Annotated in this window: 22 protein-coding genes and 1 pseudogene; 8 read left to right on the top strand and 15 right to left on the bottom strand. The window is 74.4% G+C overall.

Annotated elements, in window-relative coordinates; translation table 11 throughout:
* Nucleotides 1-37 precede the first annotated feature (37 nt).
* Nucleotides 38-637, top strand: coding sequence for a C40 family peptidase (locus AC6JBM_RS08700; protein ID WP_497983076.1), 600 nt, complete (start codon nt 38-40; stop codon nt 635-637).
* Here AC6JBM_RS08700 and AC6JBM_RS08695 read toward each other — a convergent pair.
* Nucleotides 624-1,730 carry an ROK family transcriptional regulator gene (locus AC6JBM_RS08695; RefSeq protein ID WP_497983075.1) on the bottom strand — a complete coding sequence of 369 codons (1,107 nt, stop codon included), beginning with the start codon at nt 1,728-1,730 and terminating at the stop codon, nt 624-626. The two genes, AC6JBM_RS08700 and AC6JBM_RS08695, sit on opposite strands and share 14 nt — an antisense overlap.
* Nucleotides 1,731-1,772: 42 nt before the next feature.
* On the opposite strand from AC6JBM_RS08695, the gene AC6JBM_RS08690 reads away from it, so the two are divergent.
* Nucleotides 1,773-2,384: an HAD family hydrolase gene (locus tag AC6JBM_RS08690; RefSeq protein WP_497983074.1), complete on the top strand. Its 612-nt coding sequence runs from the start codon at nt 1,773-1,775 to the stop codon at nt 2,382-2,384.
* Here the strand turns inward: AC6JBM_RS08690 and AC6JBM_RS08685 are convergent.
* Nucleotides 2,338-2,745, bottom strand: a complete 408-nt coding sequence (locus tag AC6JBM_RS08685) for a winged helix-turn-helix transcriptional regulator (protein ID WP_497983073.1) — start codon at nt 2,743-2,745, stop codon at nt 2,338-2,340. The genes AC6JBM_RS08690 and AC6JBM_RS08685 overlap by 47 nt on opposite strands.
* A gap of 54 nt (nt 2,746-2,799) precedes the next feature.
* Between AC6JBM_RS08685 and AC6JBM_RS08680 the strand changes: the two genes are divergently transcribed.
* Nucleotides 2,800-3,255: a group II truncated hemoglobin gene (locus AC6JBM_RS08680; protein ID WP_497983072.1), complete on the top strand. Its 456-nt coding sequence runs from the start codon at nt 2,800-2,802 to the stop codon at nt 3,253-3,255.
* Between the two features lie 26 nt (nt 3,256-3,281).
* On the opposite strand, the gene AC6JBM_RS08675 is transcribed toward AC6JBM_RS08680, so the two are convergent.
* The gene (locus AC6JBM_RS08675) at nt 3,282-4,217 is read right to left on the bottom strand and encodes a GNAT family N-acetyltransferase (protein WP_497983071.1); all 936 of its coding nucleotides are present in this window, start codon (nt 4,215-4,217) and stop codon (nt 3,282-3,284) included.
* Between the two features lie 63 nt (nt 4,218-4,280).
* The gene (locus AC6JBM_RS08670; RefSeq protein WP_497986434.1) at nt 4,281-5,090 is read right to left on the bottom strand and encodes a winged helix-turn-helix transcriptional regulator; all 810 of its coding nucleotides are present in this window, start codon (nt 5,088-5,090) and stop codon (nt 4,281-4,283) included.
* Nucleotides 5,091-5,194: 104 nt separating this feature from the next.
* On the opposite strand from AC6JBM_RS08670, the pseudogene AC6JBM_RS08665 reads away from it, so the two are divergent.
* Nucleotides 5,195-6,355 (top strand): annotated as a pseudogene (locus AC6JBM_RS08665) (MFS transporter); the annotation flags it as partial.
* 397 nt (nt 6,356-6,752) lie between these two features.
* Here the strand turns inward: AC6JBM_RS08665 and AC6JBM_RS08660 are convergent.
* Both AC6JBM_RS08660 and AC6JBM_RS08655 read right to left on the bottom strand, forming a co-directional pair.
* A complete protein-coding gene (locus AC6JBM_RS08660) occupies nt 6,753-7,517 on the bottom strand; it encodes an SDR family oxidoreductase (RefSeq protein WP_497983070.1) in 765 nt (254 codons plus the stop codon).
* Nucleotides 7,518-7,581: 64 nt separating this feature from the next.
* Nucleotides 7,582-8,052 carry a hypothetical protein gene (locus AC6JBM_RS08655; protein ID WP_497983069.1) on the bottom strand — a complete coding sequence of 157 codons (471 nt, stop codon included), beginning with the start codon at nt 8,050-8,052 and terminating at the stop codon, nt 7,582-7,584.
* Nucleotides 8,053-8,358: 306 nt separating this feature from the next.
* Here AC6JBM_RS08655 and AC6JBM_RS08650 point away from each other — a divergent pair, with 306 nt between their 5' ends.
* On the top strand, nt 8,359-9,030 hold the full coding sequence (locus tag AC6JBM_RS08650; RefSeq protein ID WP_497983068.1) for a hypothetical protein: 672 nt from the start codon (nt 8,359-8,361) through the stop codon (nt 9,028-9,030).
* Here AC6JBM_RS08650 and AC6JBM_RS08645 read toward each other — a convergent pair.
* Nucleotides 9,027-9,317: a peptidoglycan-binding protein gene (locus AC6JBM_RS08645; RefSeq protein WP_350610710.1), complete on the bottom strand. Its 291-nt coding sequence runs from the start codon at nt 9,315-9,317 to the stop codon at nt 9,027-9,029. The genes AC6JBM_RS08650 and AC6JBM_RS08645 overlap by 4 nt on opposite strands.
* A 49-nt stretch (nt 9,318-9,366) precedes the next feature.
* Entirely contained in the window at nt 9,367-12,021 is a 2,655-nt protein-coding gene (locus tag AC6JBM_RS08640; RefSeq protein WP_497983067.1) for an AAA domain-containing protein, read from the bottom strand.
* Nucleotides 12,022-12,375: 354 nt separating this feature from the next.
* Between AC6JBM_RS08640 and AC6JBM_RS08635 the strand changes: the two genes are divergently transcribed.
* The gene (locus tag AC6JBM_RS08635; protein ID WP_497983066.1) at nt 12,376-13,521 is read left to right on the top strand and encodes an ROK family transcriptional regulator; all 1,146 of its coding nucleotides are present in this window, start codon (nt 12,376-12,378) and stop codon (nt 13,519-13,521) included.
* A 2-nt stretch (nt 13,522-13,523) separates the two neighbouring features.
* Here AC6JBM_RS08635 and AC6JBM_RS08630 read toward each other — a convergent pair whose 3' ends face one another.
* On the bottom strand, nt 13,524-13,931 hold the full coding sequence (locus AC6JBM_RS08630; RefSeq protein ID WP_497983065.1) for a hypothetical protein: 408 nt from the start codon (nt 13,929-13,931) through the stop codon (nt 13,524-13,526).
* A gap of 185 nt (nt 13,932-14,116) precedes the next feature.
* On the opposite strand from AC6JBM_RS08630, the gene AC6JBM_RS08625 reads away from it, so the two are divergent.
* A complete protein-coding gene (locus tag AC6JBM_RS08625; protein ID WP_497983064.1) occupies nt 14,117-14,899 on the top strand; it encodes a universal stress protein in 783 nt (260 codons plus the stop codon).
* Here AC6JBM_RS08625 and yidD read toward each other — a convergent pair.
* The 6 genes from yidD to sthA form a co-directional block, all read right to left on the bottom strand.
* The gene (gene yidD, locus AC6JBM_RS08620) at nt 14,896-15,324 is read right to left on the bottom strand and encodes a membrane protein insertion efficiency factor YidD (protein WP_497983063.1); all 429 of its coding nucleotides are present in this window, start codon (nt 15,322-15,324) and stop codon (nt 14,896-14,898) included. The genes AC6JBM_RS08625 and yidD overlap by 4 nt on opposite strands.
* Nucleotides 15,325-15,372: 48 nt before the next feature.
* Complete coding sequence (locus tag AC6JBM_RS08615; protein WP_497983062.1) at nt 15,373-16,644, bottom strand: aminotransferase class I/II-fold pyridoxal phosphate-dependent enzyme; 1,272 nt, start codon at nt 16,642-16,644, stop codon at nt 15,373-15,375.
* Between the two features lie 18 nt (nt 16,645-16,662).
* Nucleotides 16,663-19,773 (bottom strand): putative bifunctional diguanylate cyclase/phosphodiesterase, encoded by a 3,111-nt coding sequence (locus AC6JBM_RS08610; RefSeq protein ID WP_497983061.1) that lies wholly within the window; start codon nt 19,771-19,773, stop codon nt 16,663-16,665.
* A gap of 254 nt (nt 19,774-20,027) precedes the next feature.
* Nucleotides 20,028-21,191, bottom strand: coding sequence for an MFS transporter (locus AC6JBM_RS08605; RefSeq protein WP_497986433.1), 1,164 nt, complete (start codon nt 21,189-21,191; stop codon nt 20,028-20,030).
* Nucleotides 21,192-21,312: 121 nt separating this feature from the next.
* Nucleotides 21,313-22,818 (bottom strand): NTF2-like N-terminal transpeptidase domain-containing protein, encoded by a 1,506-nt coding sequence (locus AC6JBM_RS08600; RefSeq protein ID WP_497983060.1) that lies wholly within the window; start codon nt 22,816-22,818, stop codon nt 21,313-21,315.
* A gap of 102 nt (nt 22,819-22,920) precedes the next feature.
* The gene (gene sthA / locus AC6JBM_RS08595) at nt 22,921-24,324 is read right to left on the bottom strand and encodes a Si-specific NAD(P)(+) transhydrogenase (protein WP_497983059.1); all 1,404 of its coding nucleotides are present in this window, start codon (nt 24,322-24,324) and stop codon (nt 22,921-22,923) included.
* A 296-nt stretch (nt 24,325-24,620) separates the two neighbouring features.
* On the opposite strand from sthA, the gene AC6JBM_RS08590 reads away from it, so the two are divergent.
* A complete protein-coding gene (locus AC6JBM_RS08590; protein WP_497983058.1) occupies nt 24,621-25,115 on the top strand; it encodes a type II toxin-antitoxin system PemK/MazF family toxin in 495 nt (164 codons plus the stop codon).
* Nucleotides 25,116-25,178 lie beyond the last annotated feature (63 nt).

Raw genomic sequence — 25,178 nt, 5'->3', positions numbered from 1 at the left:
TGCCACGAACAAGAGGGTTCTTCGTTATGTTGCCTCCATGCGACATAGACGGATCGGAGCGGTCGTCCTCGCCATCGCGCTGCTGGGTGTACCGCAGCAGGCATTCGCGGCCGAGCAGCCCCAGACGACCGTGGTGCGGCCCGGCGACACGCTCTGGGGCCTCGCCCACCGCAACGGCACCACGGTGCAGGACCTGCAGCGCCTGAACAACCTCGGCACGTCCACCCTCATCCGCGTCGGCCAGACGCTCGTCCTGCACGACGACGCGGCCGCGATCCGGGCCCGCAAGACGGCGACGGCCATCGCCTACGCCAAGGCCCAGGTCGGCAAGCCCTACAAGTTCGCCACCGCCGGCCCCGACACGTTCGACTGCTCGGGCCTCGTGATGATGGCCTGGGAGGCGGCCGGCGTGCGGCTGCCACGGGTCACGTACGACCAGATCAAGGTCGGCGAGCGGACCACCCGCGACCAGCTGGTCCCCGGTGACCTCGTGTTCACCAACAACGGCGGCCACGTCGAGCTCTACATCGGCGACGACCAAGTGGTCAACGCCGGGCACACCGGCGTCTCCGTGCACCTGCAGGACCTGCCCCGCGAGGAGCAGATCGTCGCCTACGTGCACCTCACCGACGTGTGACGAGGTCCTCGAGGAGCCCGGCGAAGGCCGACTCGGCGGCCCCGATCGACGGTCCGAGGGCGCCCAGCCCGGCCGGGACGATCGGCGGGAGGGCGTCGCGGCGCCAGGCCATCGCGGCTCGCCGTACCGCCGCGGAGAAGACGTCCCCGGCCGACGCCATCAGGTCCGCGCCCAGCCCGCCCAGGGTCACCACGGCCGGGTCCAGCGCGTTGAGCAGCGCCCCGACGCCCCGGCCGAACGCGTCGGCCGCCTCGTGCACGGCGGCCCGGGCGGCACCGTCCCCGGCCCTCGCCGCGGCCAGCACCTCGCCCGCGAAGGCCCGGGGGTCGGCCGGGGCGGGCCGGCCGAGCGCGCGGGCCATCGCCCGGCCGTCGACGGTCACGTCCCAGCACCCGCTCGCCCCGCACGGGCAGGCCAGCGCCGGATCGCCGAACGGCACGTGCCCGAACTCGGCGGCGCCCGGCGCCGGGGCGCCGTCGATGAGCACGACCCCGCCGACGCCGACCTCGACGGTCAGGTAGAGGGCGACCGCGTGGCCCCGGGCGGCCCCGCGCAGCGCCTCGGCCACCCCGGCGAGGGCCGCGTCGTTGCCGACGGTCAGCGGCAGCCCGCAGCCGAGGCCGGAGAGGTCGACGTCGCGCCAGTTGAGGGTCGCGGCCTGCACGACGGTCGTGCCGCGCACGGTCGCGGGGACGGAGACCGCGACGCCCACGATGCGCCCGGTGCGCTCGGTGCGCAGCGCCCGCACCGCGTCCGCGATCTCGCCCAGCACCGCGGCGGGGTCGCCGCCGTGGCGGTGCACGGGCGCGGGGGCCAGCGCGCCGCCGACGGCCGCGGTGGTGACCCGCCAGGTCGCGTGGGTGAGCTCGACCACGGCGACGAGCGGCCCCTCGGGGTGCGGGACGAGCACGGTGGTGGGCCGGCCGCGCCCGGCGCTGGGCGCGGCGACCTCGCCGAGCAGCCGGGCCGCGCGCAGGCGCCCCATGATCTCGGTGGCCGAGCCGCTGCTGAGGCCGAGCCGGGCGGCCGCCTCGGCCCGGGTCACTCCGGGATTCGCGTGGGCGAACCGCAGCAGGTCTAGGGCGGCGGGCATTCCTCGAATATACTCGACCTACGAGTTTATTTGGAGGACGGCATGCGATTCGCGGCGGTACTACTCGATATGGACGGCACCCTCGTCGACTCGGACGCGGCGGTCGAACGGGCATGGCTCATGTGGGCGAACGAGGCCGGCGTGCCGATCGAGCAGCTGCGCCCCCGCATGCACGGCGCCCCGGCCCCGACCACGATCCGCGCGGTGCGCCCGGACCTGTCCGAGGAGCAGGTGCAGGCGGCGTCGCGGCGGCAGCTCGAGCTGCAGTACGCCGACCTCGACGACGTCGTGCCCACCCCCGGCACAGCCCGGCTGCTGGTCGCGCTCAAGGAGCTGGAGCTGCCCTGGGCCGTGGTCACGAGCGCCGACCGCCGGCTGGCCTCGGCCCGGCTGGGCGCGGTCGGCATCGAGCCGCCGCTGCTCGTGACGGTCGAGGAGACCCCGCGGGGCAAGCCGCACCCGGACCCGTATCTCGCGGCCGCCGCCCGCCTCGGCGTCGACCCGGCCGCCTGCCTGGTGGTCGAGGACTCCCGGCCCGGCATCGACGCGGGCCACGCGGCGGGGTGCACGGTCGCGGCCCTGCGCGGCCTGGACGCGGACCTGCGCATCACGACGCTGGCGGACCTGGCCGACATCCTGATCCAGCAGTCGTAGCGTCCCCGCCGGCCGACCCGACGGGGGTGCCGGTGCGGGCGGCGCGGGCCGTGCCCCAGTCGTAGAGCGCCTGCAGCACCGGCGCGAGGCTGCGGCCCTCCCCGGTCAGGGCGTACTCCACGTGCGGCGGGTTCGTGCCCAGGTCGCGGCGGGCGACGAGGCCGTCGGCCTCCAGCTCGCGCAGGCACTGGGTCAGCATCTTCTCCGACACGCCCGGCATGCGGCGGCGCAGCTCGCCGTAGCGGTGCACGCCCTCCTTGAGGTGGGCCAGGATCACCGGGCGCCACTTGCCGCCGATGACGTCCACGGCCAGTTCGACCGGGCAGTGGTACCGCTTCACCGTGCTCCTCCCGAACGCCACGCACCGAAAAGTGCGTACTTGTCGCCGTCCGCCCAACCGTGATCCCGTCGCGGTGTGACTCCGACACTCTACGAATGGGCGGGCGGCGAGGCGGCGCTCGAACGGCTCACCGACGTGTTCTACGCCAAGGTGCTCGCCGACCCGGCGCTCGCGCCCGTGTTCGCGCACATGGACCCCGGGCACGCGCACTTCGTGGCGATGTGGCTCGGCGAGGTGCTCGGCGGGCCGGCCGAGTACACCGCGCGGCGCGGCGGCTACCCCCACATGCTCGGCAAGCATCTGGGCCGCGGCATCACCGAGGCCCAGCGGCGCCGCTGGCTCGAGCTCATGATGGACGCCGCCGACGAGGCGGGGCTGCCCGGCGATCCCGAGTTCCGGGCCGCGTTCGTCGGCTACCTGGAGTGGGGCACGCGGCTCGCGGTGAGCAACTCCCGGCCGGGCGCGGAACCGGTCCGCGAGGCACCGGTTCCGCGCTGGGGCTGGGGCGAGGCGCCGCCCTATCAGCCGTAGCGAGCGTTGCCAGCCGTCGTGAGCCGCTACCGCCAGGTCATGTCGAGCTGGTTCTGGTAGTTGACGTAGCCGGCCCGGGCGAACGCGCGCGCCATCGGCACGTTGCCGACGTCGGTGCTGGCCCGGATGCGGGGAATGTCGTGCGCGGCCAGCACGCGGGTGCCCTCGGCGAGGATCGCGTCGATGTAGCCGTGGCCGCGATGCTCGGGCAGCACCGCGATGTACGCGATGATCGGCCCGTAGTCGTTGCGCGCCGGGAAGACGAACCCGACGGGCTCGCCGTCGGGCCGGGTCGCGACGCGCCACCAGTCCTGCGGGCTCGAATATCGTTCGAGCTCGCCGTGGAAGTGCTCCTCGGCGACCGCGCGCGGGCTCATCCGCTCGAGGTCGGCGCGGCTGTGCGCGTCGAGGGTGCCCGCGACGGCGCGGGTCATCAGGTCCAGTGCCTCGTCGGTGCCGGCGAAGCCGCGGAAGCGCAGCCGGCCTTCGTCGGGGCCTTCGTCGGGGCCTTCGTCGGGTGCGACCGGCGTGCCGGGCCGCCACTCGAGCCGGAGCCGTTCGACGAGCAGGCGCGCGCCGAGGCGCTCCAGGGCGGCCAGGCGCGGCCGTGCCGCCGCGTCCGCCTGACGCCAGTCCGGCGGCACGAACCGGATGTACTCGGGCGGGGCCGACCCGGCCGGCACGAGCCGTTCGAGCGCGGCGCGCACCAGCGCCTCCCCGGTCGCCGCGTGGCCGTCGGCGAAGTCGAAGAAGTCCATGAGCTGCGGCTCCGTCGCCCCGGGCCGCGCCCACCAGCCGGCGCGGGCGAGGACCTCCCCGTCGCGCTCGGCGATCCAGAGCCACTCGGGCCGGCGGTTGCCGCGCTCGAGGTCGCCCGGCACCTCGTCGTCGAGCTCGTAGGTCAGGCGGAGGAACAGGGGTAGTTCAGCAAGCCCGGCGATCGGGCGGAAGGTGACGTGCATGTGTGACTGCTCCAATGCGTGGCGCACGGACTGCGGACATGACCGGCTCCTCCCTTCCGGCGATCACGCGTCGCCGCCGACCTTCCTACCGGCGCCGGCCCCCGCCCGCAACCGCATTTCGCCGAGCATCGCGTCGACCGAGCCGGCCGGGTCGGTGATCGGGAACTGCACCGCCCGCACCGCCCCGGCGGGGTCGAGCAGCAGCGTGAGGCGCTTGAGCCGGTCGGCGCCGGCGACCCGGAACGTGGGCAGGCGCAGCGCGGCCGCGAGCCGGACGTCCTGGTCGGACAGCAGCGGGAACGGCAGCCGCGCGTGCTCGGCGAAGGCCCGCAGCTGGTCGGGGCGCTGGGTGCTGATCCCGCGGATGTCCGCGCCGAGCTCACGGAAGGCGGGCTCCCGTTGGGCGTACGTCAGCGACTCCAGCGTGCACCCCGTGGCGCCCGGGATGTCGCCCCAGCCGGGCGGGTGCCCTCCGGCGCCGGGTGCGAAGGCGCCGGGGAAGCAGTACAGCACCGTCCAGTTCTTGTTGTGCAGCCCCGGCACCGGGTGCCCGACGAGGGCGTGGACCCGCCGCGCCTCGGCCTCGGTGCCGATCGCGTCCAGCGAGCCGTCGCCCATCACGTGCCGCGAGCCCCAGTCCTGCAGCGCGACGAGCACCGGCAGCAGCCCCTCGCCCTTGGGCGTGAGGACGTAGTCGTGGCGGGGCGGGTGCTGCGAGTACGGCCGCCGCCGCAGCACGCCGTGCTCGACCAGGGCGCCGAGCCGCTCGGTGAGGGCCCGCCGGCTCACGCCCAGCCCCTTCGCGAGCGCGTCGAAGCGGGTGGTCCCCCCGGCGATGTCCCGCACGATGAGGAACGTCCACCAGTCGCCCATGACGCCGAGCGCCTGCGCGATCCCGCAGTCGGCGTCGGCCAGATCCTCGTGCCGCACCCATGCAGTATAGTCAGTTCCAATTTGGAACCCACTGAGGAGTGCGCATGTTCTGGCGCTGGTGGTCGGCGGGTATGGCCAGTTCCGCGGGGTCCGCGATCAGCGCCGTGGCGCTGCCGCTCACCGCCCTCACGGTGCTCGACGCGACCCCGGTGCAGATGGGGCTCGTCGCGGCCGCCGGCTACGCGGCCTGGTTGCTCATCGGCATGCCCGCCGGCGTGCTCGTGCAGCGGCTGCCCCTGCGCGGCGCGCAGATCGCCATGGACGTGCTGCGCGCCGTGGCGGTCGCGTCGATCCCGGTCGCGTGGGCGTTCGGCGTGCTCACCATCGCCCAGCTCATCGCGGTCGCGCTCGTGGTGAGCCTCGCGACGGTCGTCTTCGGCGTGGCCAACGCGACGTTCCTGCCCGCGATCGTGCCCCGCGAGCAGCTACAGTCCCGCAACAGCCTCACCTCGGCCACCGACGCGGTCGTGCAGCTCGGCGGGCCGTCGGCCGGTGGCCTGCTCGTGCAGCTGCTCGGGCCCGTGCCCACGCTGCTCGCCGACGCCGCGAGCTACGTCGCCTCGGCCGCGTTCCTGCGCACGCTCCCGGCGCGGCGCACCCCCGCGCCGCAGGACTGGCCGCCGATGCGCCGCATGATCGCCGAGGGCTGGCGCTTCGTGGCCCGCCACCCCGTGATGGGCCCGGGCATGTGGACCGCGACGGCCGTGAACTTCGTGTGCGGGGCGCAGCTGGCGCTGTTTCCGCTGTACCTCGTCCGGGTCCTGCACACCCCGCCCGGCCTGCTCGGCGTGCTGCTCGCCGCCGAGGGCGCCGGCACGCTGCTCGGCGCCGCCCTGACGTCCCGCGTCACCGCCCGCGCCGGGGCCGGGCGCGCCCTGATCCTGGCGTCCTTCGTCGCCGTGCTGGGAGCCACGACCATTCCCATCGGTACTGGCTGGGCCGCCTACCTCGCCTTCGCGCTGGGCAACATCGTCTTCGCCGGCGGCGTGGTGATCCTGAGCGTCACGACGCGCACCTACCGCCAGCTCGCCACCCCGCCCGAGCTGTTGCCGCGGGTGGCCGCGACGGTCCGCTTCGTGTCGTGGGGCGCGATCCCGGTCGGCGGGCTGCTCGCGGGCCTCCTGGCGGACGCGACGAACGCCCGCACGGCCCTGTTCGCCGCCGCGGCGGCGACGGTCCTGGCCCCGCTCGCCCTGCTCGCGAGCGCCCGCATCCGCTCAGCTGGTCTGGATCCGCACGACGACCTCGGACTCGGTGACCTTCTGCACGGCGATGTCGAAGCCCTGCGCGGAGGTGCTGCCGTCGACGGGCACGCTGACGACCGTCCCGCCGACGTCGAGCTTGACCTGGCCGTTGTCGACCCCGACGAGCTTGACGTCGACGCCGAGCACCGAGGACTCGGCGTCGACCCCGCGGTCGAACGTGACCGTGCAGGCGCTCGTGGTGCAGTCGACGTTGTCGGTACTGCACGCGCCCACCCCGAGCGCGAGCACGAACCCGGCGGCGAGCGCGGCGGACCTACGACCCAGCTTCGTAGCCATCATGCGGACCGAGTCTAGACGGCCCGCGCACGCACGCCCCGGCCCTCGCCCGCGGCGCCGGTCAGGTGGCCTGGCGGGTCGGCATGATGGTGACCTGCTGCAGGTTCACGTGCCTCGGCAGGGCCGCGGTGAAGGCGATGACCTCGGCGACGTCCTGCGGGGTCAGCCACTCGACGGTGTCGCGGGTCTCGTCGAGCCAGTCGCGCGCGCCCGGGTCGGTGACGTGGTCCTGCAGCTCGGTCCCCACGATGCCGGGCTCGATCGCGGTGACGCGGACGTCCTTCGCGCCGAGCTCCACGCGCAGGTGGCGGGAGAGGTGCGTGATGAAGGCCTTCGTCGCGGCGTAGACGGCGAAGTTCGGGAAGATGTTCTCGGCCGCGATCGACGAGGTGTTCACGAGGTCGGCCCGGCGGCCCTCGGCCGCGGCGGACACGAGGTGCGGGACCACGGCTCCGATGGTGTGCATCGCGGCGGACACGTTCAGGTCGATCTGGCGCTGCCACTGGTCGGTGCGCAGCTGCTCGACCGGGGCCGGGAGCATCACGCCGGCGTTGTTGACGACCAGATCGGCCGGGCCGAGCGTGGCGGCGGCCCGGTCGGCGGCGGCCGCCACGGCGTCGGCGTCGGTGACGTCGACGGGCACGCCGAGCGCGGTACCGCCGGCCAGGGTGATCTCCCCGACGAGCTCGTCGAGGCGGTCCTGGCGGCGGGCGAGCAGGGCGACGCGGGCGCCACGGTCGGCGAGCACGGTCGCGGTGGCCGCGCCGATGCCGCTGGACGCGCCGGTGACCAGCGCGACGCGGCCCTGCAGGGAGTCGTCGGTCATGCCCCCAGCGAACCCGTCCCGCGCCCCCGCCGCCCTCCCCCGCCCCGAAGGAGCCGCGGTGGTGTCACGGGTCAGCCAGTGACCGCAGCACCGCCCCGAGATGGTCGGCGGCCCCGCACAGGGCCTGGATCGCGTCGGCCGCGACGGGGCCCGTGGGCGGCGGCGCCGCCAGCAGCTCGGTCAGCACCCCGAGCGTCGTGGCCACCGCGTCGGCGACCGGGTCGGGGCGGCGGCCGCGGCGGCGGGCCACGGTGTGCTGGACCCAGGCCAGGCGGGCCGTCTCCAGCCGCTCGACCCCGCCGGCGCCGGCCGCGGCCCGGTCCGCCGCCCAGTGCAGGTCCGCCCGGTCCTCGACGTCGAGGCCGGCGAGCGTCTCCAGCGACTCCTGCCGGTCGACGAGCGCGGCCGTGAGGTGGGCGAGCAGATGCGCGCGGCGGCGGTCGGGGTCGAGGTCCTGCATGATGTACCGCGGATCCCCGGCAATGCCGAGCACGGTCATCGCCCGCAGCAGATCGTCGGTGCCAGGCAGGTCCATCGCGCCACCCTAGACCGGCCGGCCCGCGGCGGGCTGTGACGAATCCGGCAGTCCGCACCGACGCATCCGCCATCCGGCCCCACCGGGGCCGAAACCCGGCGAAACACCTGGTCGCGGCGCTGGCGGAGGGGCGTGCCGGACTCCGTGCGAGGTTGCCCTAGGCTGTGTCGAATTGGCGGCGGCGGGGCCTCCCGGTGACCCGATACATTCCCCTGCATAGGAGGTGGCACGGTGTCACAGAGTGCGAACGGGGACGACAACTTAGGCCGGCGCAACGCCTGGCTCTATTACCTGATCGTCGGCGGTGTGGGCATCGTGCTGCTGCCGTTCACGGTGGCGCTGCACGCCGAGCTCTGGCCGCAGCTCGTCGCGATCCTGCTGCTGGCCGGCTCCTGCGTCGTCGGGTTCCTGACGAGCTGGCGCACCCGCAAGCCGCGCACGCTCGTGGTGCGCCCGGACGCGTTCGAGGCGCCGCCCGCGTACTTCCGGCTCGCCGTCAACGCCGCGGGCATGCCGCCGGTCGTGGGCATCCTGTGCAGCATCGTCTACGACGACGATGACTGGGGCGTGTTCACCTGGATGCTGTTCGCGGTGACGCTCGGCTGCGCCTATCTGATGGTGTACGCCCTCGTCATGCTCATCCGCGGCACCGGGCGCCTCGTCCTGCGCGCCGACGGGCTCACCGTCGTCGACGCGACCACCACGCACGAGGTGCCGTGGGCGGCCATCATGTCCGGCCCGCTGCCGACGGTCTTCGGCGTCGGCCGGCTCGGCATCCTGTGGCCGGAGCTGGTGACCACGACGGGGTTCGGGCGCAAGAAGAACCTGCAGCGCATCCAGCTGCAGCTGCAGTCCAGCGCCGTGCACCGCGAGTTCCTGCACGACGCGGTCAACCACTACCTCAACCACCCCGAGGACCGCGGCTCGATCGGCACCGAGGAAGGGCTCGCGCACCTCCTGGCGACGATGCCGGCCTAGGCCGCCATCCCGAGGGAGCGCAGGTGGCGGGCCTCGCGGGCGGAGCGGGCGAGGGCCTGGGTCGTGCGCGGGCCGGCGATCCCGTCGACGGCGAGCCCGGCGCGGGCCTGGAAGCGGCGCAGCGCCTGCGGCAGCTCGGCCTCGAACGCGCCGGGCCGGATCAGCCCGAGCTCCGCGAGCAGCGCCCGGACCTCGCGCGGGTCGGCGGGCGGGACGGCCTCGTCGGTCGCGTTGACGGTGCCGGCGAGGGCGGCGCCGACGACGGTGAAGATGCGGCGAACGGTCATACGTCGAGTGTGTTGCGCAAACGTTCGGCGGGCGTCAGGGGAAACCCTGTCAACCGACCCTGAAAACGCCCGTCGTCAGGTCCAGCGCGGCGCGGACCGGGTCGCCCTGCCAGCGGCTCGGGAACGCCTCGCGCAGCGTCCAGCCGGCGCGCAGCAGGGCCCGCTGGCGCTCGAGGTGGGCCCGGTTGCCGTCCGGGTGCGGGGCGCAGACGAGGCCGTCGCCGTCCACGACGAGATCGACGGTCCAGTCCCCGACCCGGTAGGCGCGGTGGACCTCCCGCCCGGCCGCGGACAGCTCGGCGGCGAGGCGGGCGGCCCACGGTACCGCCGCCGGATCCGCGGCGTCGAGGGCCGGGCGGGGGTCGCCGGCGTGCGCGAGGAAGTCCGCGATCAGGCCGCTGCCGCTCGTGAGGGAGGTGACCACGACCAGGCGGCGGCGCGCGCGGGTGGTCATGACGTTGAACAGGTTCGGCTCGGCGGCGAAGCGCAGCCGGGCCGGGGTGTCGCCGTCGACGAGGCCGAGCGAGACGACGACGGTGTCGGCCTCGCCGCCCTGGAAGGCGTGCACGGTACCGCAGCGCAGCCCGAGCCGCTCGATCTCCTCGGCCGTGAGCTCCTTGAGCAGCGCGGCCTCGATCGCGTCGGCCTGCGGGCGGAAGGGCGTGACGACGCCGATCCCGGTGCGCCCGGCGGCGGCCAGCCCGCGCACGGTTTCCAGCACCGCGTCGACCTCGGCCTGGTTGACGCCGTCACGCACCGCGGCCCCGGCGACCCGCACGACGTCGATCGCGTCCTCGCGCTCGGCGGCCGGGGTGCGGGTCATGAGCGTGAGCCGGCCGTCGTAGAAGCGGCGCGCGGCGAACGCGATGAGGTGCGGGGCGCACCGGTAGTGCTCGCCGAGCCAGGTCGCCGGGGCGGCGCCGACGGCCACGTCGAAGGCGCTGGAGCGGCGCACGTCGATCCGGTCCGGCAGCCCGTGCTTCGCGAGGGTCGCGGCCACGTCGACGTCGGCGACGAACGACACGAACCGCAGCTGGCTCGGGTCACCGGCGACGAGCGCCCGGCGGGCCCGGGCCAGCACGGGCGCGGCCCGGATCTGGTCGATGTGCGCGGCCTCGTCGAGGATGACGAGGTCGAACAGGCCGGGCACGGGCGGCAGCAGGTCCTCGACGTCGGCGACGGTGCCGACCCACAGCGGCAGCGCCTTGACGAGCGCCGGCCCGTCGAGCGCGGCGAGGGCCTCGCGGCGGCGGTTGCGCCCGGCCCGCAGCGCGGCCCCGAGCTCGGCGGTGCTGCCGCGGGCGGAGCGGCCCCACCGGTCGGCGGCGGCCGCGGCGTCGCGCATCGCGGCCCCGACGGCGGCCCGCAGCCGGGCGTCGGCGTCCAGCAGCGCCGGCCAGACCGCGCCGAGGTCGGTCCCGCCCCGCACGGCGAGCGTGGCGGCGGCCCGGTCGGCCTCGACGGCCCCGAGCAGCTCGGCGAGCCGCCGCGGCTCGACACCGTAGCGGCGCCGCACGCGCCACTCGCGCAGGAGGCGGGACGCGAGGAGCCGTTTCGCCGCCGGTACGTCGAAGTCGGCGCCGAACACCCGGGGCGCCTCGGCCCGCAGCCCGGCCAGCAGCGGCTCCCACACGGCCATCTCGGCGGCCTTGCGCTCCAGGTCCAGCGCCGCGCCGATCGCGTGCTCCAGGCGCTCGATGGCCTCGGCGGCCGCCCGCACCTCGGCCCGGCGCGCGTCCAGCTCCTTGCCGCCGACGCCCTCGGGCCGCCCGGACGTGAGCGCGTGGGCGAACCGGTCGCGCCGCTCGGCGTCGCCGAACAGCACCGGCTCGGCCCCCGGGAACCGCCCGAGCAGCCCCGCGAGCACCTCGGCGGCGTGACTGGCCTGGGTCGCGACGAGCACCGACCCGCCCCGGTGCACGGTGTCGAGCGCGGCCGCGACGACCGCGTGGCTCTTGCCGTTGCCGGGCGGCCCGGACACGACGACGACCCGCTCCCGGCGCACCCGGCGGACCACCTCGCGCTGGGCCCGGTTCAGCGGCAGCGGCGAGTACACGGCCTCGTCGGCGGCATCGTCCGGCCCGGCGCCGTCGCCGTACACCTGCGCGAGCGCGGTCCGCTCCAGCCCCGGCCGGGTCGACCAGGCCCGCAGGGTGTCCCGCAGGCCCGGCGTGGCGACGTCGCGGGCCACGTACAGCGCCGCGCCGGCCCGCGCGAGCAGCCGCGCGTCGGGCTTGAACCCGGCGGCTTCCGCGGCGGTCTCGATCCAGGCGCCGGTCCCGACGGCCGCGAGCCACGCCGCCGTCCCGATCCCCGGCGCCGACTCCAGCACCGCGGCGAGCCCGCGATCCCCGATGAGCGGCGTGACCTCGAGGTCCCCGGCGGAGGTGACCCGGTATCCGCGCAGCCGGCTCCCCGACCCCTCCAGCCGCACCGGCTCGAAGAGCAGCGGCAGCCGCACCGTGCGCGCGACCCCGTCGACGTCGGCGGTGCCGACCAGCCACGCCCAGCCCCGCCGCAGCAGCCGCTCCTCCCGATGGAGCGAGTCCAGCGCGGCGAGGCGCTGCGCGGCCTTGCCGGCGGGCACCCGGTCGGGCTCGGTCAGCCAGAGCGGCGCCGGCGCCCCCTTGGCGACGTCGAGCACGCGGTCCCGGCCGGCCGGCGCGAGGTCGGCGAGCGCGGCGAGGACGCGGCTGGGCTCCATAGGAGCCCGATTCTGTCATGCACGTTCACGCCCTACGCATCCGTCGATGCCACGGTGTAGAGGTTCACGCGGGTGTCGAGCCGGTCCGCCCGCGTGGTGAGCCCCGCGCCGCGCTCCACCACCGTCCCGTTCGGACACTCGGCGAGGAAGTCGCGCGGGCGTGCGAGGTGATGAACATCGTCCGCTGGATCGCCCCGAGGCCGGCCACGGCGGAAGCATAGACGGTGGCCTTCGTCGCATTGTGTCGGTTGAGTTGGGTTTATGTCAGGTCTCGGATTGACACCGACCGGGGCCGCCCATAAGTTTCGAGCCACCATGACGCACCTCGGCGGATCATCGAAGCTGCTCAGGGCCATGAACGACGCGGCCGCCCTGAGTCATGTGCTGGAACGCGGGCCGCTGACCCGCGGGGAGCTGCGCGACCTCACCGGGCTGTCCAAGCCGACGATCTCCGAGGCGCTGCGCCGCCTGACGGAGGCGCGGCTGGTGAGCGTCGTCGGCTACGTCAGCGCCGGGCCGGGGCCCAACGCCGAGGTGTACGCGGTGAACCCCGACGCCGCCTACGCGGTGGCGCTGTCCGTGCGCTCGGTCCGCGACCCGGACAGCCACGGTACCCCCACGGTCACCGCCGCCGTCACCGACCTCGCCGGCGCGGTGCGCGGCCGGCTGGAGTCGGCCGTCGACTTCGCCGCCACCGACACCGTGGCCGTGGTCGCCGACATCGTCGACCAGGTGTGCAAGGAGGCCGGCGTCGCCCGCGACCCGGTCGCCCACGTGCAGATCGCCGTCGCCGGCTCCTACGACCAGCGCGTCGACGTCCTGCACCACGTGGACATCCCCGGCTGGGGCCGCTCGGGACTGGTCGAGGACCTGCGCAGGCGCCTCGGCGTGACCGTCGGCGTCGACAACGACGTGAACCTGGCCGCCGTCGCCGAGCGGGCCCACGGCGCGGGGAGCGACACGGAGAGCTTCACGCTGCTGTGGCTCGGCGAGGCGGGCCTGGGCCTGGCCATCGACCTCGGCGGCACCCTGCTGCGGGGCGCGCGGGGCGGGGCCGGCGAGATCGGATACATGCCGATCGGCGCGAGCACCGACTTGCAGACCCTCGTCGGCGGCGCCGCGGTCCTCGAGCTGGGCGCGGCCCACGGGTTCGCCGCCCCGACGGCCGCGGGCACCATGGCCGCCGTCGCCGCCCGGGCCGCCGACGGGGACCCGGCCGCGGCCGAGTTCGTCACCGTCCTCGCGGGCCGCATCGCGCTCGGCCTCTCGGCCGTCGTCGCGGTGCTCGACCCGCCGCTGGTCGTCATCGGCGGCGAGGTCGGCCGGGCCGGCGGGGAGCTGCTCGGCGCCGCGGTGGCCGCGGCCCTGGCCGAGGCGGCCCCGCTGGACACCACCATCGCCACGACGCGGGTGCAGGACGACGCCGCCCTGCTGGGCGCCCAGGAGGCCGGCCGGGCCTCGGTGCGCGAGGCCCTGCTGGCCGGCCTGAGCCGCCCCTGAGCTCAGTCGTCCTCGGACTTCTTCGGCTTGCGCTTGCGGGCGGCCGTCCGCTTGCGCGGCTTCGGCGCCCCGGACGCCAGCTTCGTGTAGGTCAGCATGTTCGCCAGCCCGATGCCGACCGCGGCGAAGAGCACCTGGATGCCGAGCTCCCACCAGCTCCACTGGATCTTCCACACCTTGACGACGGCCTTGTCGTCGAGGTTGACGAGCTCGGCCACGAGCGTGCCCAGCAGCGCCGCGCCGACACCGATCAGGAACGTGATGAACACGCCGATCGACTGCCGGCCGGGGAGCACCAGCCGCCCGAGCACGCCGATGAGCAGGCCGATCGGGATGGCCACCCAGAAGTCGTTGATGTGCATGTTGGTCGCGCGCTCCCCTCGCGTGTCGGTCGAGACGGGACCGTACACGATTGCTTCGATGCGTTTTGCTCGGGCCCGCGTCACCTGCGGACCGTCGCTCCCGCCAGGAATCCCGGCCTCCGCGGGGGCAAGGGCGACGACCGCACCGCCTCGGGCGGGAACCGCGGGCGCCCTTGTGCCGGGGCGCACCGCGAGAGACGGTGGAATCGGGACAATCGGGAAGGAGGCGCGCCATGCTGCTGGAACACTGCCCGATCGTGGTCGGTGTGGACGGCTCCGCCGCAGCGCTGGGCGCCGTGCGCTGGGCCGCCGACGAGGCCGCGCGACAGCAACGCACGCTGCGGATCGTGCACGCGATGAGCTGGCACGGGTCCGCGGAAGGCCAGGGCCTGGTGCTGGACGCGGCCACCGAGGCCAAGGGCTGGCAGCCGGGCATCGCGGTGGAGACCATGACCCTGGGCGGCTCCCCCGCGTGGATCCTGCGCCAGCAGTCCCGCACGGCCGCCCTGGTGGTCATCGGCGGCCGGGTCCACGACGGCAGCGTGCTGGACGCGTCGGTCAGCGCGCACCTGGCGTCCTTCGCGCACTGCCCCGTGCTCGTCGTCAACAACGGCTGGCGCTGGGCCGACCCGACGACCGCGCTGCCGGCCCACGCCCCGGTCGTCGTCGGCGTCGACGGCTCCCCGTCGAGCCAGCGCGCCCTCGCGTTCGGCTACGGCGAGGCCGCCTCCCGCCACGTGCCCCTGCTCGCCGTCCACGCCGGCCGGGCCCGCCCGCACGAGGTCGTCGCCGCCGGGCTCGAGCCGTGGCTGTACCGCCACCCGGAGGTCGAGACCCACTTCGACAGCCGCGACACGGGCGTGCTGGAAACCCTGACGGAAGCGGCCCGCAACGCCCTCATGCTCGTCGTCGGCGCGCACCGGGTGGGCTGGTACGAGCAGCCCCGCCCGAACCCGGTGACCCAGCTCGTCGTCCACCACGCCGCCTCGCCGGTCCTGGTCACCCGCAGCGTCTAGACCGGCACCGGATCGGCCCCGCGGGCGCCGCCCGGGCGGCAGCGGGCCAGGCGCCGCGCGGCCAGCCAGACGCCCCGCACGGCGCCGTGGCGGGTGATGGCCTCGGCCGCAAAGTGCGAGCAGCTCGGCGTGAACCGGCAGCACGGCCGCGCCCGTTTGGCGGAGACCTCGGTCTGGTACCGCCGGATCGCCCCGACGAGCGGGCCCTCCGGCGACGCCGCCCGCCGCGGCGCCCGCGCCATCGTGAAGAGCATCGCCGGCAGCGACAGCAGCCCCACCATGAGGCAGGGGCCGTCGATCGCCTCGCCGATGCAGCAGCCCGCCTCGAGCAGGCAGGCATCGCGCAGGCAGCTGTTGCCGCCGCCGCGCCGGTAGCCGTAGTCGTCGTGATGCCGGTGCCGCCGGCGGGACCATCGTTCGCGCATGACTCCGTGATACCGCCCCGGCGCCACCCGTAGGGGAGCCCCCCGATGTCAGCTCGCGCTGGACTCCCGGGCCTCCTGGAACACGCCCGCGCCCGCCAGCTCCGAGATGACGTCGTTGAGGGTGTCGATCTCCGCGTCCGTGTTCGCCGCGGTCACCTGCACCCGGAAGCCGACCTGGTCGCGCGGCACGCCCGGGTAGGGCGCCAGCGTCACGAACAGCCCGCGCTCCCACAGCAGCTCGGACACGTCGACGAGGTCGCGGTCCAGCGCGATCGGCAGCTCGATGATCGGGGTGTCGTCGGTGTTGGGCGTGAACACCCCGAGCCCGCGCACGTGGTTGAGCACGCGCATCGACATCCGGTAGAGCTCGGACCGCAGCTTGTCGCCGCGCTCCGCGTTCACGTCGAAGCCGGCGAGCACCGTGGCCAGCGAGGCGGTCGGGGACGGGCCGGAGTAGAGGTACGGCGCCGCCGAGGCCTTGAGCCGGTTCTTGAGCGCCGTGGGCACCGCGAGGAAGGCCATGAGCGACGAGTACGCCTTCGAGAAGCCCCCGACGAGCACCACGTCGTCGTAGGACTCCCCGCAGTACCGGATGATGCTGTTCCCGGCGGTGCCGTAGGGGCTGGTCTCGTCGGCCGAGCGGCCGCCGATGACGCCGAAGCCGTGCGCGTCGTCGATGTAGAGCACGGCGCCGTGAGCCCGGCACAGGTCGAGGTATGCCCGCACGTCCGGGATGTTGCCGGTCATGCTGTTGACGCCGTCCATGCACACGAGCACCGGGCCGCCGGCCTTGGACGCCGCCGCGGCCGCCCCGGGCAGCAGCGACGCCAGCTCGTCCAGCGAGCGGAACCGCGAGAGCGTGGCGCCCTGGGCCCGGGCGAAGACGCAGCCGTCCCAGATGGTCTTGTGGGCCCGGGCGTCGATGAGGATCTGGCCCCGCTGGGCGAGCACCGGGATGACGGAGAGGTGGATCTGCGTGATGGTCGGCAGCACCAGCGCGTCCTCGGCCCCGAGCAGCGCGGCCAGCCGCTCCTCGATCTGCGGGTACAGCGCCGGGTTGCCCAGCATCCGCGACCACGACGGGTGCGTGCCCCAGCGGCGCAGCTGCTCCTCGACCGCCCCGATGATCTGCGGCTCCAGGTCGAAGCCGAGGTAGTTGCAGGAGGCCCAGTCGGTCAGCCAGTGCTCCCCGACGCGGATGCGCCGCCCGTCGATCTCGTCGATGACCGCGTCGTAGAACCGCGTCTCGGTGCGCAGGCGGGCGATGCCGCTGTACCGCGGGTCAAGGTCAACTTCGGTGGCCAGCTCTGAGGCGTGCACAAAATCCTCCGGGGTGTTTCAGGCCGCGGTTCGGCCTCCCCGTTGAGGCCCCGACGCATCGTCCGACAACCATTGACTCGCGTCACCGTAGCTCAGCGGCCTCGAGAACAAGTACCCCTGGCCGTGGTCGCAACCCATCGTGACCAGCAGTTCGCGCTCCGCCGACGTCTCGATGCCCTCGGCGACGACCTGCAGCTTGAGAATCCGGGCGAGCTGCACGATCATGTCGACGACCGCGTGCTGCTCCGCCGAGGAGACCACCGTGTCGATGAAGCTCTTGTCCAGCTTGAGCACGTCGACGGGGAGTCGCCGCAGGTAGGACAGCGACGAGAAGCCGGTGCCGAAGTCGTCGATGGCGATGCGCACCCCGGCCTGGCGCAGGGCCTCGAGCTCGGCCGCGACCTCGCCGTCGTCGTGCAGCAGCAGGCTCTCGGTCATCTCCAGCAGCAGCCCGCCCGGCGGCAGGCCCATCCGGTCGATCTCGGCGAGCACCCACTGGGCGAAGTCCGGCGCGCGGAACTGCCGGGCCGAGACGTTCACGGAGACATAGATCTCATCTTCGGGGTACGCGATCCGCCACTGCGCCGCGGCCGTGATGGCTTGGCTGAGCACCCAGGCGCCGAGCGGGACGATGAGCCCGCTCTCCTCGGCGACGGAGATGAACTCGTCCGGCGGGACCATGCCGCGGGTCGGATGGTCCCAGCGCACGAGGGCCTCGAAGCCGCGGGTGCGGTCGTCGGCGAGCGTGACGATGGGCTGGAAGTGCAGCAGGAAGGCCTCGCCGGCGATGGCGCGGTCGAGGTCGGCGCGCAGCTTGTGCCGCTCGACGACGGCGCTGTGCAGCGAGGACTCGAAGCGCCGCCAGCGGTCCCGGCCGGCGTCCTTGGCCACGTAGACGGCGAGGTCGGCGTGGCGCAGCAGCTCCTGGGCGCTCGCGGCCTCGGCGGTGGTGGACACGCCGATGCTGGCCGTGGCCGACACCGTGCCGTGGGCGAGCTCGAACGGCGCCTTGAAGCTCTGCAGCACCCGCTCCGCCACCCGCTCCACGTCGGCGGAGGTCCCGGCCCGGCGGACCAGGGCCGCGAACTCGTCGCCGCCGAGCCGCGCGACGGTGCCGGCCGCGCCGTAGGAGCCGTCGACGGCCCGCAGCGCCTCGGTCAGCCGCTGCCCGACCGCGACGAGCAGCGCGTCGCCGGCGCCGTGGCCGAAGGTGTCGTTGACCACCTTGAAGTCGTCGAGCTCGACGATGAGCACGCCGACCGTCGCGCCCGTCTCGGCGCCGGACGCGACCGCCTCCTGGACGCGGGTGAGGAAGACCTCGCGGTTCGGCAGGCCGGTGAGGGCGTCGAAGGTGGCGCGCTGGTACAGCTCCGCCTGCAGCCGGCTGCGCTCGGTCACGTCCCGCAGGGTCACCACGACCCCGCGCACGGTGGGCTCGCCGCGCAGGTCGCGGAAGGTCGCCTCGACCAGCGCGGGCCGCCCGTCGGGGCCGGTCACCTGCAGGTCCTGCCCGGGCCGGGCACTGTCGGCGACGGGCGCGTCCACGGGGCGGCGGGGCAGGTCGGCGGGCAGCGGCGCGGGGCGGTGGACCGGCTCGGTGGCGCGGACCTCGGCCAGGCGCCGGGCGACCTCGGCCGCGCTCTCCTCGGCGAACGCCGTCGGCAGCGGGGTGCCGAGCAGGTCGGAGCCGAACAGCGCCCGCGCGGAGGGGCTGGCGTAGCCGACGAGGTCGCCGTCGCCGACGATGAGGATGACGTCGGCGGTGTTGAGCACGAGGGTGCGGAAGTACGCCTCGCTGTTGCGCCGCCCGACCTCGTCGCCGAGCGCGATGCGCTCCAGGGCCATCGCGGCCTGGGTGGCGAGGATCTGCGCGGCCTCCTGCAGCCCGGCGAGCACGACCTCGTCGGCGGCCACGTACAGCGCCCGCTCCGCGGCCCGCCCGTCGGCCAGGGCCAGCGGGCAGCACAGGGCGACCTCGAAACCGCCGAGCTCGGCGGCGAGCTCGGGCTCCAGCTCCGACAGGTACGGCATCGACACCTTCGGCCCGCGGGCGGGGCCGAGCGCGACGGCGTAGGGGCGTCCCGGCGGCAGCAGCTCGGCGACGGCGCCGCGGACGGTCCGGGCGACACCCCCGGCGTCGGTGGCCATGAGCAGCGCGGCACCGGCGCTGCGCAGGCGTCGCTCGCGCTGCACGGTGAGCCGCTGCGCGCGCACCGCCCGGCCCAGCCGCAGCAGGACCAGTCCGGACAGCAGCGCCGACACGGCGGCAATGGCGGCGGCGTCGCGCACCTGGCCTCCCCGCATCTCGACGAACAGCACGATCGGAGCGATGAACAGCGACAGCCCGAGCAGCAGCAGGCGGCCGAGCCGCTCCTCGCCGCCGCGATGGACCTGGGGCTCGGTCAGCTGCCGCATCGAGGGATGCAGCGCCGCGACGCCCCACAGCGCATAGAACGCCGCCCAGCCGATGTCGATCGGGCCCCCGGTGTGCCAGCTGCCGGCGAGCTGGTGCAGGCCGTAGCCGACGTCGGAGCTGAGCAGCCCGACGCCGCCGAGGGCGAGCAGCGCCAGGGCGGCGTGGAACCGCACGGAGGCGATGAGCCGCGCGCCGACGAGCAGCACGACGATGTCGGCGAGCGGGTAGGCGATGGAGATGGTCCGGTCCAGGGTGGACAGGTTCGGGTTGTCCACGTAGGGCCGGATCAGGAAGATGTACGACAGCAGGCCGAGCCCGGCGGTCAGCGTGACGGCGTCGAACAGGCCGCCGAGGTCGCGCCGGACCACGCCGAGGCGGTAGAGCCAGACCAGGGCCGCGGCGATGAGGACGTACATCGTGAGGTAGAACGCGTCCGCGAGCGACGGGAAGCCGGACTGGTGCAGCAGCCGGGTCAGCACGTCGGCGATGAGGTCGCCGGTGATGAAGCAGGCGACCGCGCCGGCCAGCAGGAGCCAGGGCGCCCGCTTGCGGGGCTTGTGCAGGTGCACGCCGAGCAGGATCGCGGCCACGCTCGAGCAGCCGATCGCGGACCACAGCACGGGATGGAGGCTGGGCAGCGCGAAGTTGGCGATCACCAGGACCGCCATCGCACCGGCGTAACCCGCCAGCACCCCGCGTGCCGACCCACTCACTCTCTGCTGCCTTCGTTAGCGATCACCAGCCCCGCCCCGCGCGCTCGCGGCGAGGCAGACGCTACCCAGTTCGCTGCCGAATGAGGAGTACCTGGCAGGATCGTTCCGAGCGGCCCGCACGACGCTTTTGACGCCATTTGCGCATTTGGCGGTTTAGATGGTACTGCCCAGTGCCCGTCATATCTACACCGTGCGATGACCCGTTTTACGCTGGGCAACCAAACGATCGGATTCATTCACGCAAACGTTCAGTGTCACTCGCAGTCATTCGCAGTCATTCGTGCTGTTCGCGGTCTGACCATGGTGATTGAGAGGGCCGCGGTCAGGACGGCGACGCACCAGACCCCGCCGGCGGCCCAGGCCCCGAACAGCAGCAGCGCCGAGAGCTCCGTGGCCAGGGCCGCGACCGAGGTGACCGTCGCCCGGGCGGCCCCGTCGACGACGGCCTGCAGGCGCGCGTCGGCGATGACGAGCACCAGGCGGTACAACCCGTAGAAACCGGCGACGAGGACGATCCCGGCCGGGCGGTCCAGCGCGGCCGCCCCGGCCAGCAACAGCCCGGCGGCCAGCAGCAGCCCCGCGAGTCCCCGGCCGGGCAGTCCCCCGGCGCGGGCGGCCAGCGCGGCCCCGGCGGCCCCGCCGAGCGTGATGACGAGGGTGGCGGCCGGGTTCAGCGCGGTGGGCACGCCCCAGCCGTGGGCGAGCAGCGGGAAGTACTCCTCGACGGCGTCGAGCCCGGCGAGCGCGGCGAGCACGAGGGCCGCGGCGCGCACGGCCGGGCGCCCGGCCGCCTCGCGTACGCCGTCGCGCAGGGTCGCGAAGTACCCGAGCCCGCCACCGTCCTCGAGTTCGCCACCGCCGCCGGTCCCGCGTCCGCCACCGTCACCGTTCTCGAGTTCGCCGCCGCCCCCGGTCCCAGGTCCGCCCGCGGCCCCGCGGACCTCGGGCAGCCGCGCGGCGAGCGCGGACGCGGCCAGGCAGATGGCGACGCTGACCCAGCCGACGAATGGGTAGCCGCCGAGCGGGAACAGCACCGCGGCGACCACGGCCGCCGGCACCTGCGCGACCAGCCCGGCCGCGGTGACCTGGCCGGAGACGCGCACGTACCGGGTCTCGTGCCCGGCCGCGAGCAGCCCGTCGTAGAGCAGCGCCTCGATCGACCCGCTCGCCAGCGCCCCGCCGAGGCCCCAGAGCACGAACCCGGCCGCGAACACGGCGAAGGAGGGCAGCGCCGTCCACAGCGCGAACCCGGCCGCCTGCAGCAGCCCGGCCGCGACCAGGTTGGCGCGGCGGGAGAAGCGGTCGGCGAGGGCGCCGGTGGGCACCTCGGCGGCGATCCCGACCGCGGACCAGAGCGCGAACAGCAGCGAGATCTCGCCGCCGGACAGGCCGGTGTCGGTGAACAGCAGGGCGTACAGCGGATAGAGCGGAACGGCGTCGGACAGCAGCGCCCAGCCGACCCCGCGGCGGCTCAGGCGGCGGACGTCGGCGGGCGGGGGCTCCGGTGTTCTGCGTCAACCGAACGGCATGGTGCGCACGCTACTTGATCGCGGCGAGGAACGCGTCCGCAATTGCGCCCGTGGCCTGGCTCGTGCCGTCGGTGACGTACACGCAGTAGGCGATCCCGTCCCGCACGCCGACGCTCAGGCCGGGCACGCTGAGCGTTCCCGTCACCTTGGCGCCGGCCTGGGCCTTCGTGTCCTTGATGAGCACCGGCTCCTGCCACGCGCCGCGGTCCAGCGCCGCGGCGGCCGCGGCGTACCCGATCGGGGCGGCCGTCACGCCGTTCGCGTCGGCGCGGCCGGTGAACACGTCCGCGCCCAGGTTCCACTTGCCGCCGACGCCGAGGCTCGCCGGGTCCGCGGGCCACGCCGGGCCGGGGATCTCGCCGAGGAAGGCGAGGTTGTACCCCGCCGGGCCCGGCCCGTTCGCGACGGCGAGGACGGTGCCGTCGCTGACCTTCACGGCCACCAGCGCCGAGGGCTTCCCGCTGCCGGCGAGGGCGGCGTCGGCGGCCTGCTGCACCTTCACGTCGATCGTCGTGGCGATGACCGCCCCGTCCTGGGCCGGCAGCGTGAACAGCGGCTCGCCGGCGTCCTTCTCGAACGGCGCGATGGAGACTCCCGGCAGCCCTCGGAGCTGGGTGTCGTACCGTCGCTGCATCCCGGTGAGCCCGGAGACGTCACCGGCCTTGAGCGCCCCGTTGCTCGCGTCGATGATCTCCTTCGTCGCCGGGCCGGAGGTGCCGAGCAGGGCCCGGGCGAACGTGCGGGTCATCGGCAGCGAGAGCGTGCCCGCCCTGACCCGGATGCCGGGCGTCTTGTTCAGGTCGGTGGCGATCTCGTCGAAGTCGGTCTTGCGCAGCGTCACCACGTCGACGAACGCGTCCGGCTTGGCCGCCTGGAGCTTGGCGGGCAGCCCCTGCACGTCGACGTCGGCCTGCACCGAGCGGAACACGTCGCCGAGGTGCGTCACCAGGTCGGGCACGTTCGGCACGGCCCGGGGCTCGACCCCGACGTAGACGACGGGCGTCTCGGCGACGATCGGGGTTCCGTCGGCGGCCGCGATCTTCCCGCGCCTGGCCGGGGTCGCGCGCAGGGACAGGTGCTGGCCGTCCTCCAGCTGCGGGTGGACGGTGCCGGGGCCGAAGTACACCTGCCAGCGTTTGCCGAGCAGCCGCGCGTGCACGGTGGTGTCGTAGGCCCACTTCCGCCCGTCGGGCAGCGTCCACGCCACGGCGACGCTCAGCGTGGCGTCGGACGCCTGGAGCTCGGCCTTGCCGTGCGGGGTGAGCTCGGGCCGGCGCGCGGACAGGTCGCCCTCGGTGCCGGCCAGCAGCTCCTTGGCCGCCGCGGCGTCCAGGGTGCGGCCCTGCGGGGTGAGCAGGTCCGGGAAGCCGGTGAAGTCGGCCTTGCGCCAGCCGGCGAGGAAGGCCGTGAACCTGTCGTTCACGGCCTTGTCCCGATCGTCGTCGCAGGCGGCGGCCAGGGGCGCGACCAGGCTCAGCGCGCCGAGCAGCAGCAGGATTCCCCGAAGCCTTCTCACGCGCCGACGATAGCGGCCTCCGCCTCCGCAAGCTCCGGCGGAGGCCTTCCAAGCTGTGCCTCCTGGTGAGCGGCCCCTCCGCTTCGCTGCGGACCGCCCACGCTACACGGACAAGCGCGACACGGATCGCATCTTGTTCATTGCGTCAAGTGCGGCAACTTTGTACGACTCCGCGAGCGTCGGGTAGTTGAAGACCGCGTCCACCAGGTAGTCCACCGTCCCGCCGCAGCCCATCACCGTCTGTCCGATGTGGACGAGCTCGGTGGCGCCGGTGCCGAAGACGTGCACACCGAGGATCTTGCGGTCCTCGGGCGAGACGATGATTTTCAGCATGCCGTACGAGTCGCCGATGATCTGCCCGCGGGCCAGCTCCCGGTAGCGGGAGATGCCCACCTCGAACGGGATGCTCGCGTCGGTGAGGTCGTCCTCGGTGCGCCCGACGAAGCTGATCTCCGGGATGGTGTAAATGCCGATCGGCTGGAGCTGGCCCATGCCCCGCACCGGCTCGTCGCAGGCGTGGTGCGCGGCCAGGCGGCCCTGCTCCATCGAGGTCGAGGCGAGGGCCGGGAAGCCGATGATGTCGCCGACGGCGTAGATGTGCGGGACCTCGGTGCGGAAGTGCTCGTCGACCGTGATCCGCCCGCGCGTGTCGGCGGTGAGCCCGGCCTTGTCCAGCCCGAGCAGGTCGGCGGCGCCCTGGCGGCCGGCCGAGTACATGACGGTGTCGGCGGCGATGCGCTTGCCGCTGGCCAGGACCGCGACCGCGGTGCGCCCGTGCCGCTCGACGGCGGCGACGGACTCACGGAAGCGGAAGGACACCGACAGGTCGCGCAGGTGGTACTTGAGCGCCTCGACGATCTCCAGGTCGCAGAAGTCGAGCATGCGCTCCCGCCGCTCGACCACGGTCACCTTGGTGCCCAGGGCCGCGAACATGGAGGCGTACTCGATGCCGATGACCCCGGCGCCGACCACCACCATCGAGGCCGGCACCTTGTCGAGGTTGAGGATGCCGTCGGAGTCGATGATCGTCACGTCGTCGAAGTCCACGCTGTCGGGCCGCGCCGGCCGCGTCCCCGCCGCGACGATGATCTTCTCCGCGCTCACGTGCGACTCGCGCCCCTGGTCGTCCTCGAGCGCGATGGTGTGCGGGTCGACGAACCGCCCCGTCCCCTGCAGCAGCCGGACCCGGTTGCGGGCGAGCTGGCTGCGGATGACCTCGATCTCGCGCCCGATGACGTGCGTGGTGCGCGCGCCCAGGTCGCCGACGGTGATGTCCTCCTTGACGCGGTAGCTCTGGCCGTACATCTCGCGCTGGTTGAGGCCGGTCAGGTACAGGACCGCCTCACGCAGCGTCTTGCTCGGAATGGTGCCCGTGTTGATGCAGACCCCGCCGATCATGTTGCGCCGTTCGACGACGGCGACCCGGCGGTCGAGCTTGGCGGCGGCGATGGCGGCCTTCTGACCACCCGGCCCGGAGCCGAGCACGAGGACATCGAAGTCGTACATGGTCCACAGTCTCCCCGGCGCGCCCGGGACGCGTAAAGACGCGTGCGGCTATGGTCGCCCGCTCTTCAAACTGCGGCCACGCAACCGGGCTCCGCTTCCCTGAGCTACGACTACCGTCCGCGGCTACGGCCCGGGTGCGGCTGTTCTCTCGCGGGCCGCGGCCGCGCTACGTCTCTAGGCCGGCCGCGGCGGGGCTGTTCTCTCCCCGGCCGCGGCGGGACTGTTCTCCCGCCAGCCGCGGCGGGCTCGGGCGTGCTCCCCGGCGGGTGGCGGGCCTTGCGGCTATGGTCGTCGGCGTGAAGCGTCTTCTGCAAGCCGTGGCCACGCGCCTGGGTGTGCGCCGCCCCGCCCCCGCCCCGGCGCCGGCCCCCCGCCCGCGCGCCCCGCACCCCGTTCCCGGCCCACCGCCGCAGCGCCACGAGACCGAGAAGCTGCTCGAATACTCCCCCAGCCTCGACGGCGACGCCGACCCGGGCGAGATCGTGTGGACCTGGGTGCAGTACGAGGAGGACCCGCACCAGGGCAAGGACCGCCCGGTGCTGGTCGTCGGCCGGAAAGGCGCCGCGGTGCTCGGCCTGATGCTGTCGAGCCAGTCGGATCGGGACGGGCAGCGCAACTGGTTCGCCCTGGGCCCCGGCTCGTGGGACCGCGACAAGCGCCCGAGCTGGGTACGGTTGGACCGCGTCCTGACGGTCGACGCCGACGGCATCCGCCGCGAGGGCGCGATCCTGGACCGCGAGCGCTTCGACCGCGTCGCGGCGGAGCTGCGCTCGGGCTACGGCTGGTCCTGACGCTCCCGGCTCTTCGTCACCGCCCTTTCGCACACCCACAACCGGCCCGGCCGCCGGCGCTCG

It is taken from the genome of Dactylosporangium thailandense, from assembly GCF_059739745.1.
This window is presented reverse-complemented; position numbering and strand designations above follow the sequence as displayed.

What these genes read in the sequence shown, in the direction of transcription:
- AC6JBM_RS08640 (WP_497983067.1), bottom strand. Translation starts at nt 12,021, where the DNA reads ATGGAGCCCAGCCGCGTCCTCGCCGCGCTCGCCGACCTCGCGCCGGCC.
- AC6JBM_RS08625 (WP_497983064.1), top strand. Translation starts at nt 14,117, where the DNA reads ATGCTGCTGGAACACTGCCCGATCGTGGTCGGTGTGGACGGCTCCGCC.
- AC6JBM_RS08670 (WP_497986434.1), bottom strand. Translation starts at nt 5,090, where the DNA reads ATGGGCGACTGGTGGACGTTCCTCATCGTGCGGGACATCGCCGGGGGG.
- AC6JBM_RS08635 (WP_497983066.1), top strand. Translation starts at nt 12,376, where the DNA reads ATGAACGACGCGGCCGCCCTGAGTCATGTGCTGGAACGCGGGCCGCTG.
- AC6JBM_RS08645 (WP_350610710.1), bottom strand. Translation starts at nt 9,317, where the DNA reads ATGACCGTTCGCCGCATCTTCACCGTCGTCGGCGCCGCCCTCGCCGGC.
- sthA (WP_497983059.1), bottom strand. Translation starts at nt 24,324, where the DNA reads ATGTACGACTTCGATGTCCTCGTGCTCGGCTCCGGGCCGGGTGGTCAG.
- AC6JBM_RS08690 (WP_497983074.1), top strand. Translation starts at nt 1,773, where the DNA reads ATGCGATTCGCGGCGGTACTACTCGATATGGACGGCACCCTCGTCGAC.
- AC6JBM_RS08700 (WP_497983076.1), top strand. Translation starts at nt 38, where the DNA reads ATGCGACATAGACGGATCGGAGCGGTCGTCCTCGCCATCGCGCTGCTG.
- AC6JBM_RS08675 (WP_497983071.1), bottom strand. Translation starts at nt 4,217, where the DNA reads ATGCACGTCACCTTCCGCCCGATCGCCGGGCTTGCTGAACTACCCCTG.
- AC6JBM_RS08695 (WP_497983075.1), bottom strand. Translation starts at nt 1,730, where the DNA reads ATGCCCGCCGCCCTAGACCTGCTGCGGTTCGCCCACGCGAATCCCGGA.
- AC6JBM_RS08655 (WP_497983069.1), bottom strand. Translation starts at nt 8,052, where the DNA reads ATGGACCTGCCTGGCACCGACGATCTGCTGCGGGCGATGACCGTGCTC.
- yidD (WP_497983063.1), bottom strand. Translation starts at nt 15,324, where the DNA reads ATGCGCGAACGATGGTCCCGCCGGCGGCACCGGCATCACGACGACTAC.
- AC6JBM_RS08660 (WP_497983070.1), bottom strand. Translation starts at nt 7,517, where the DNA reads ATGACCGACGACTCCCTGCAGGGCCGCGTCGCGCTGGTCACCGGCGCG.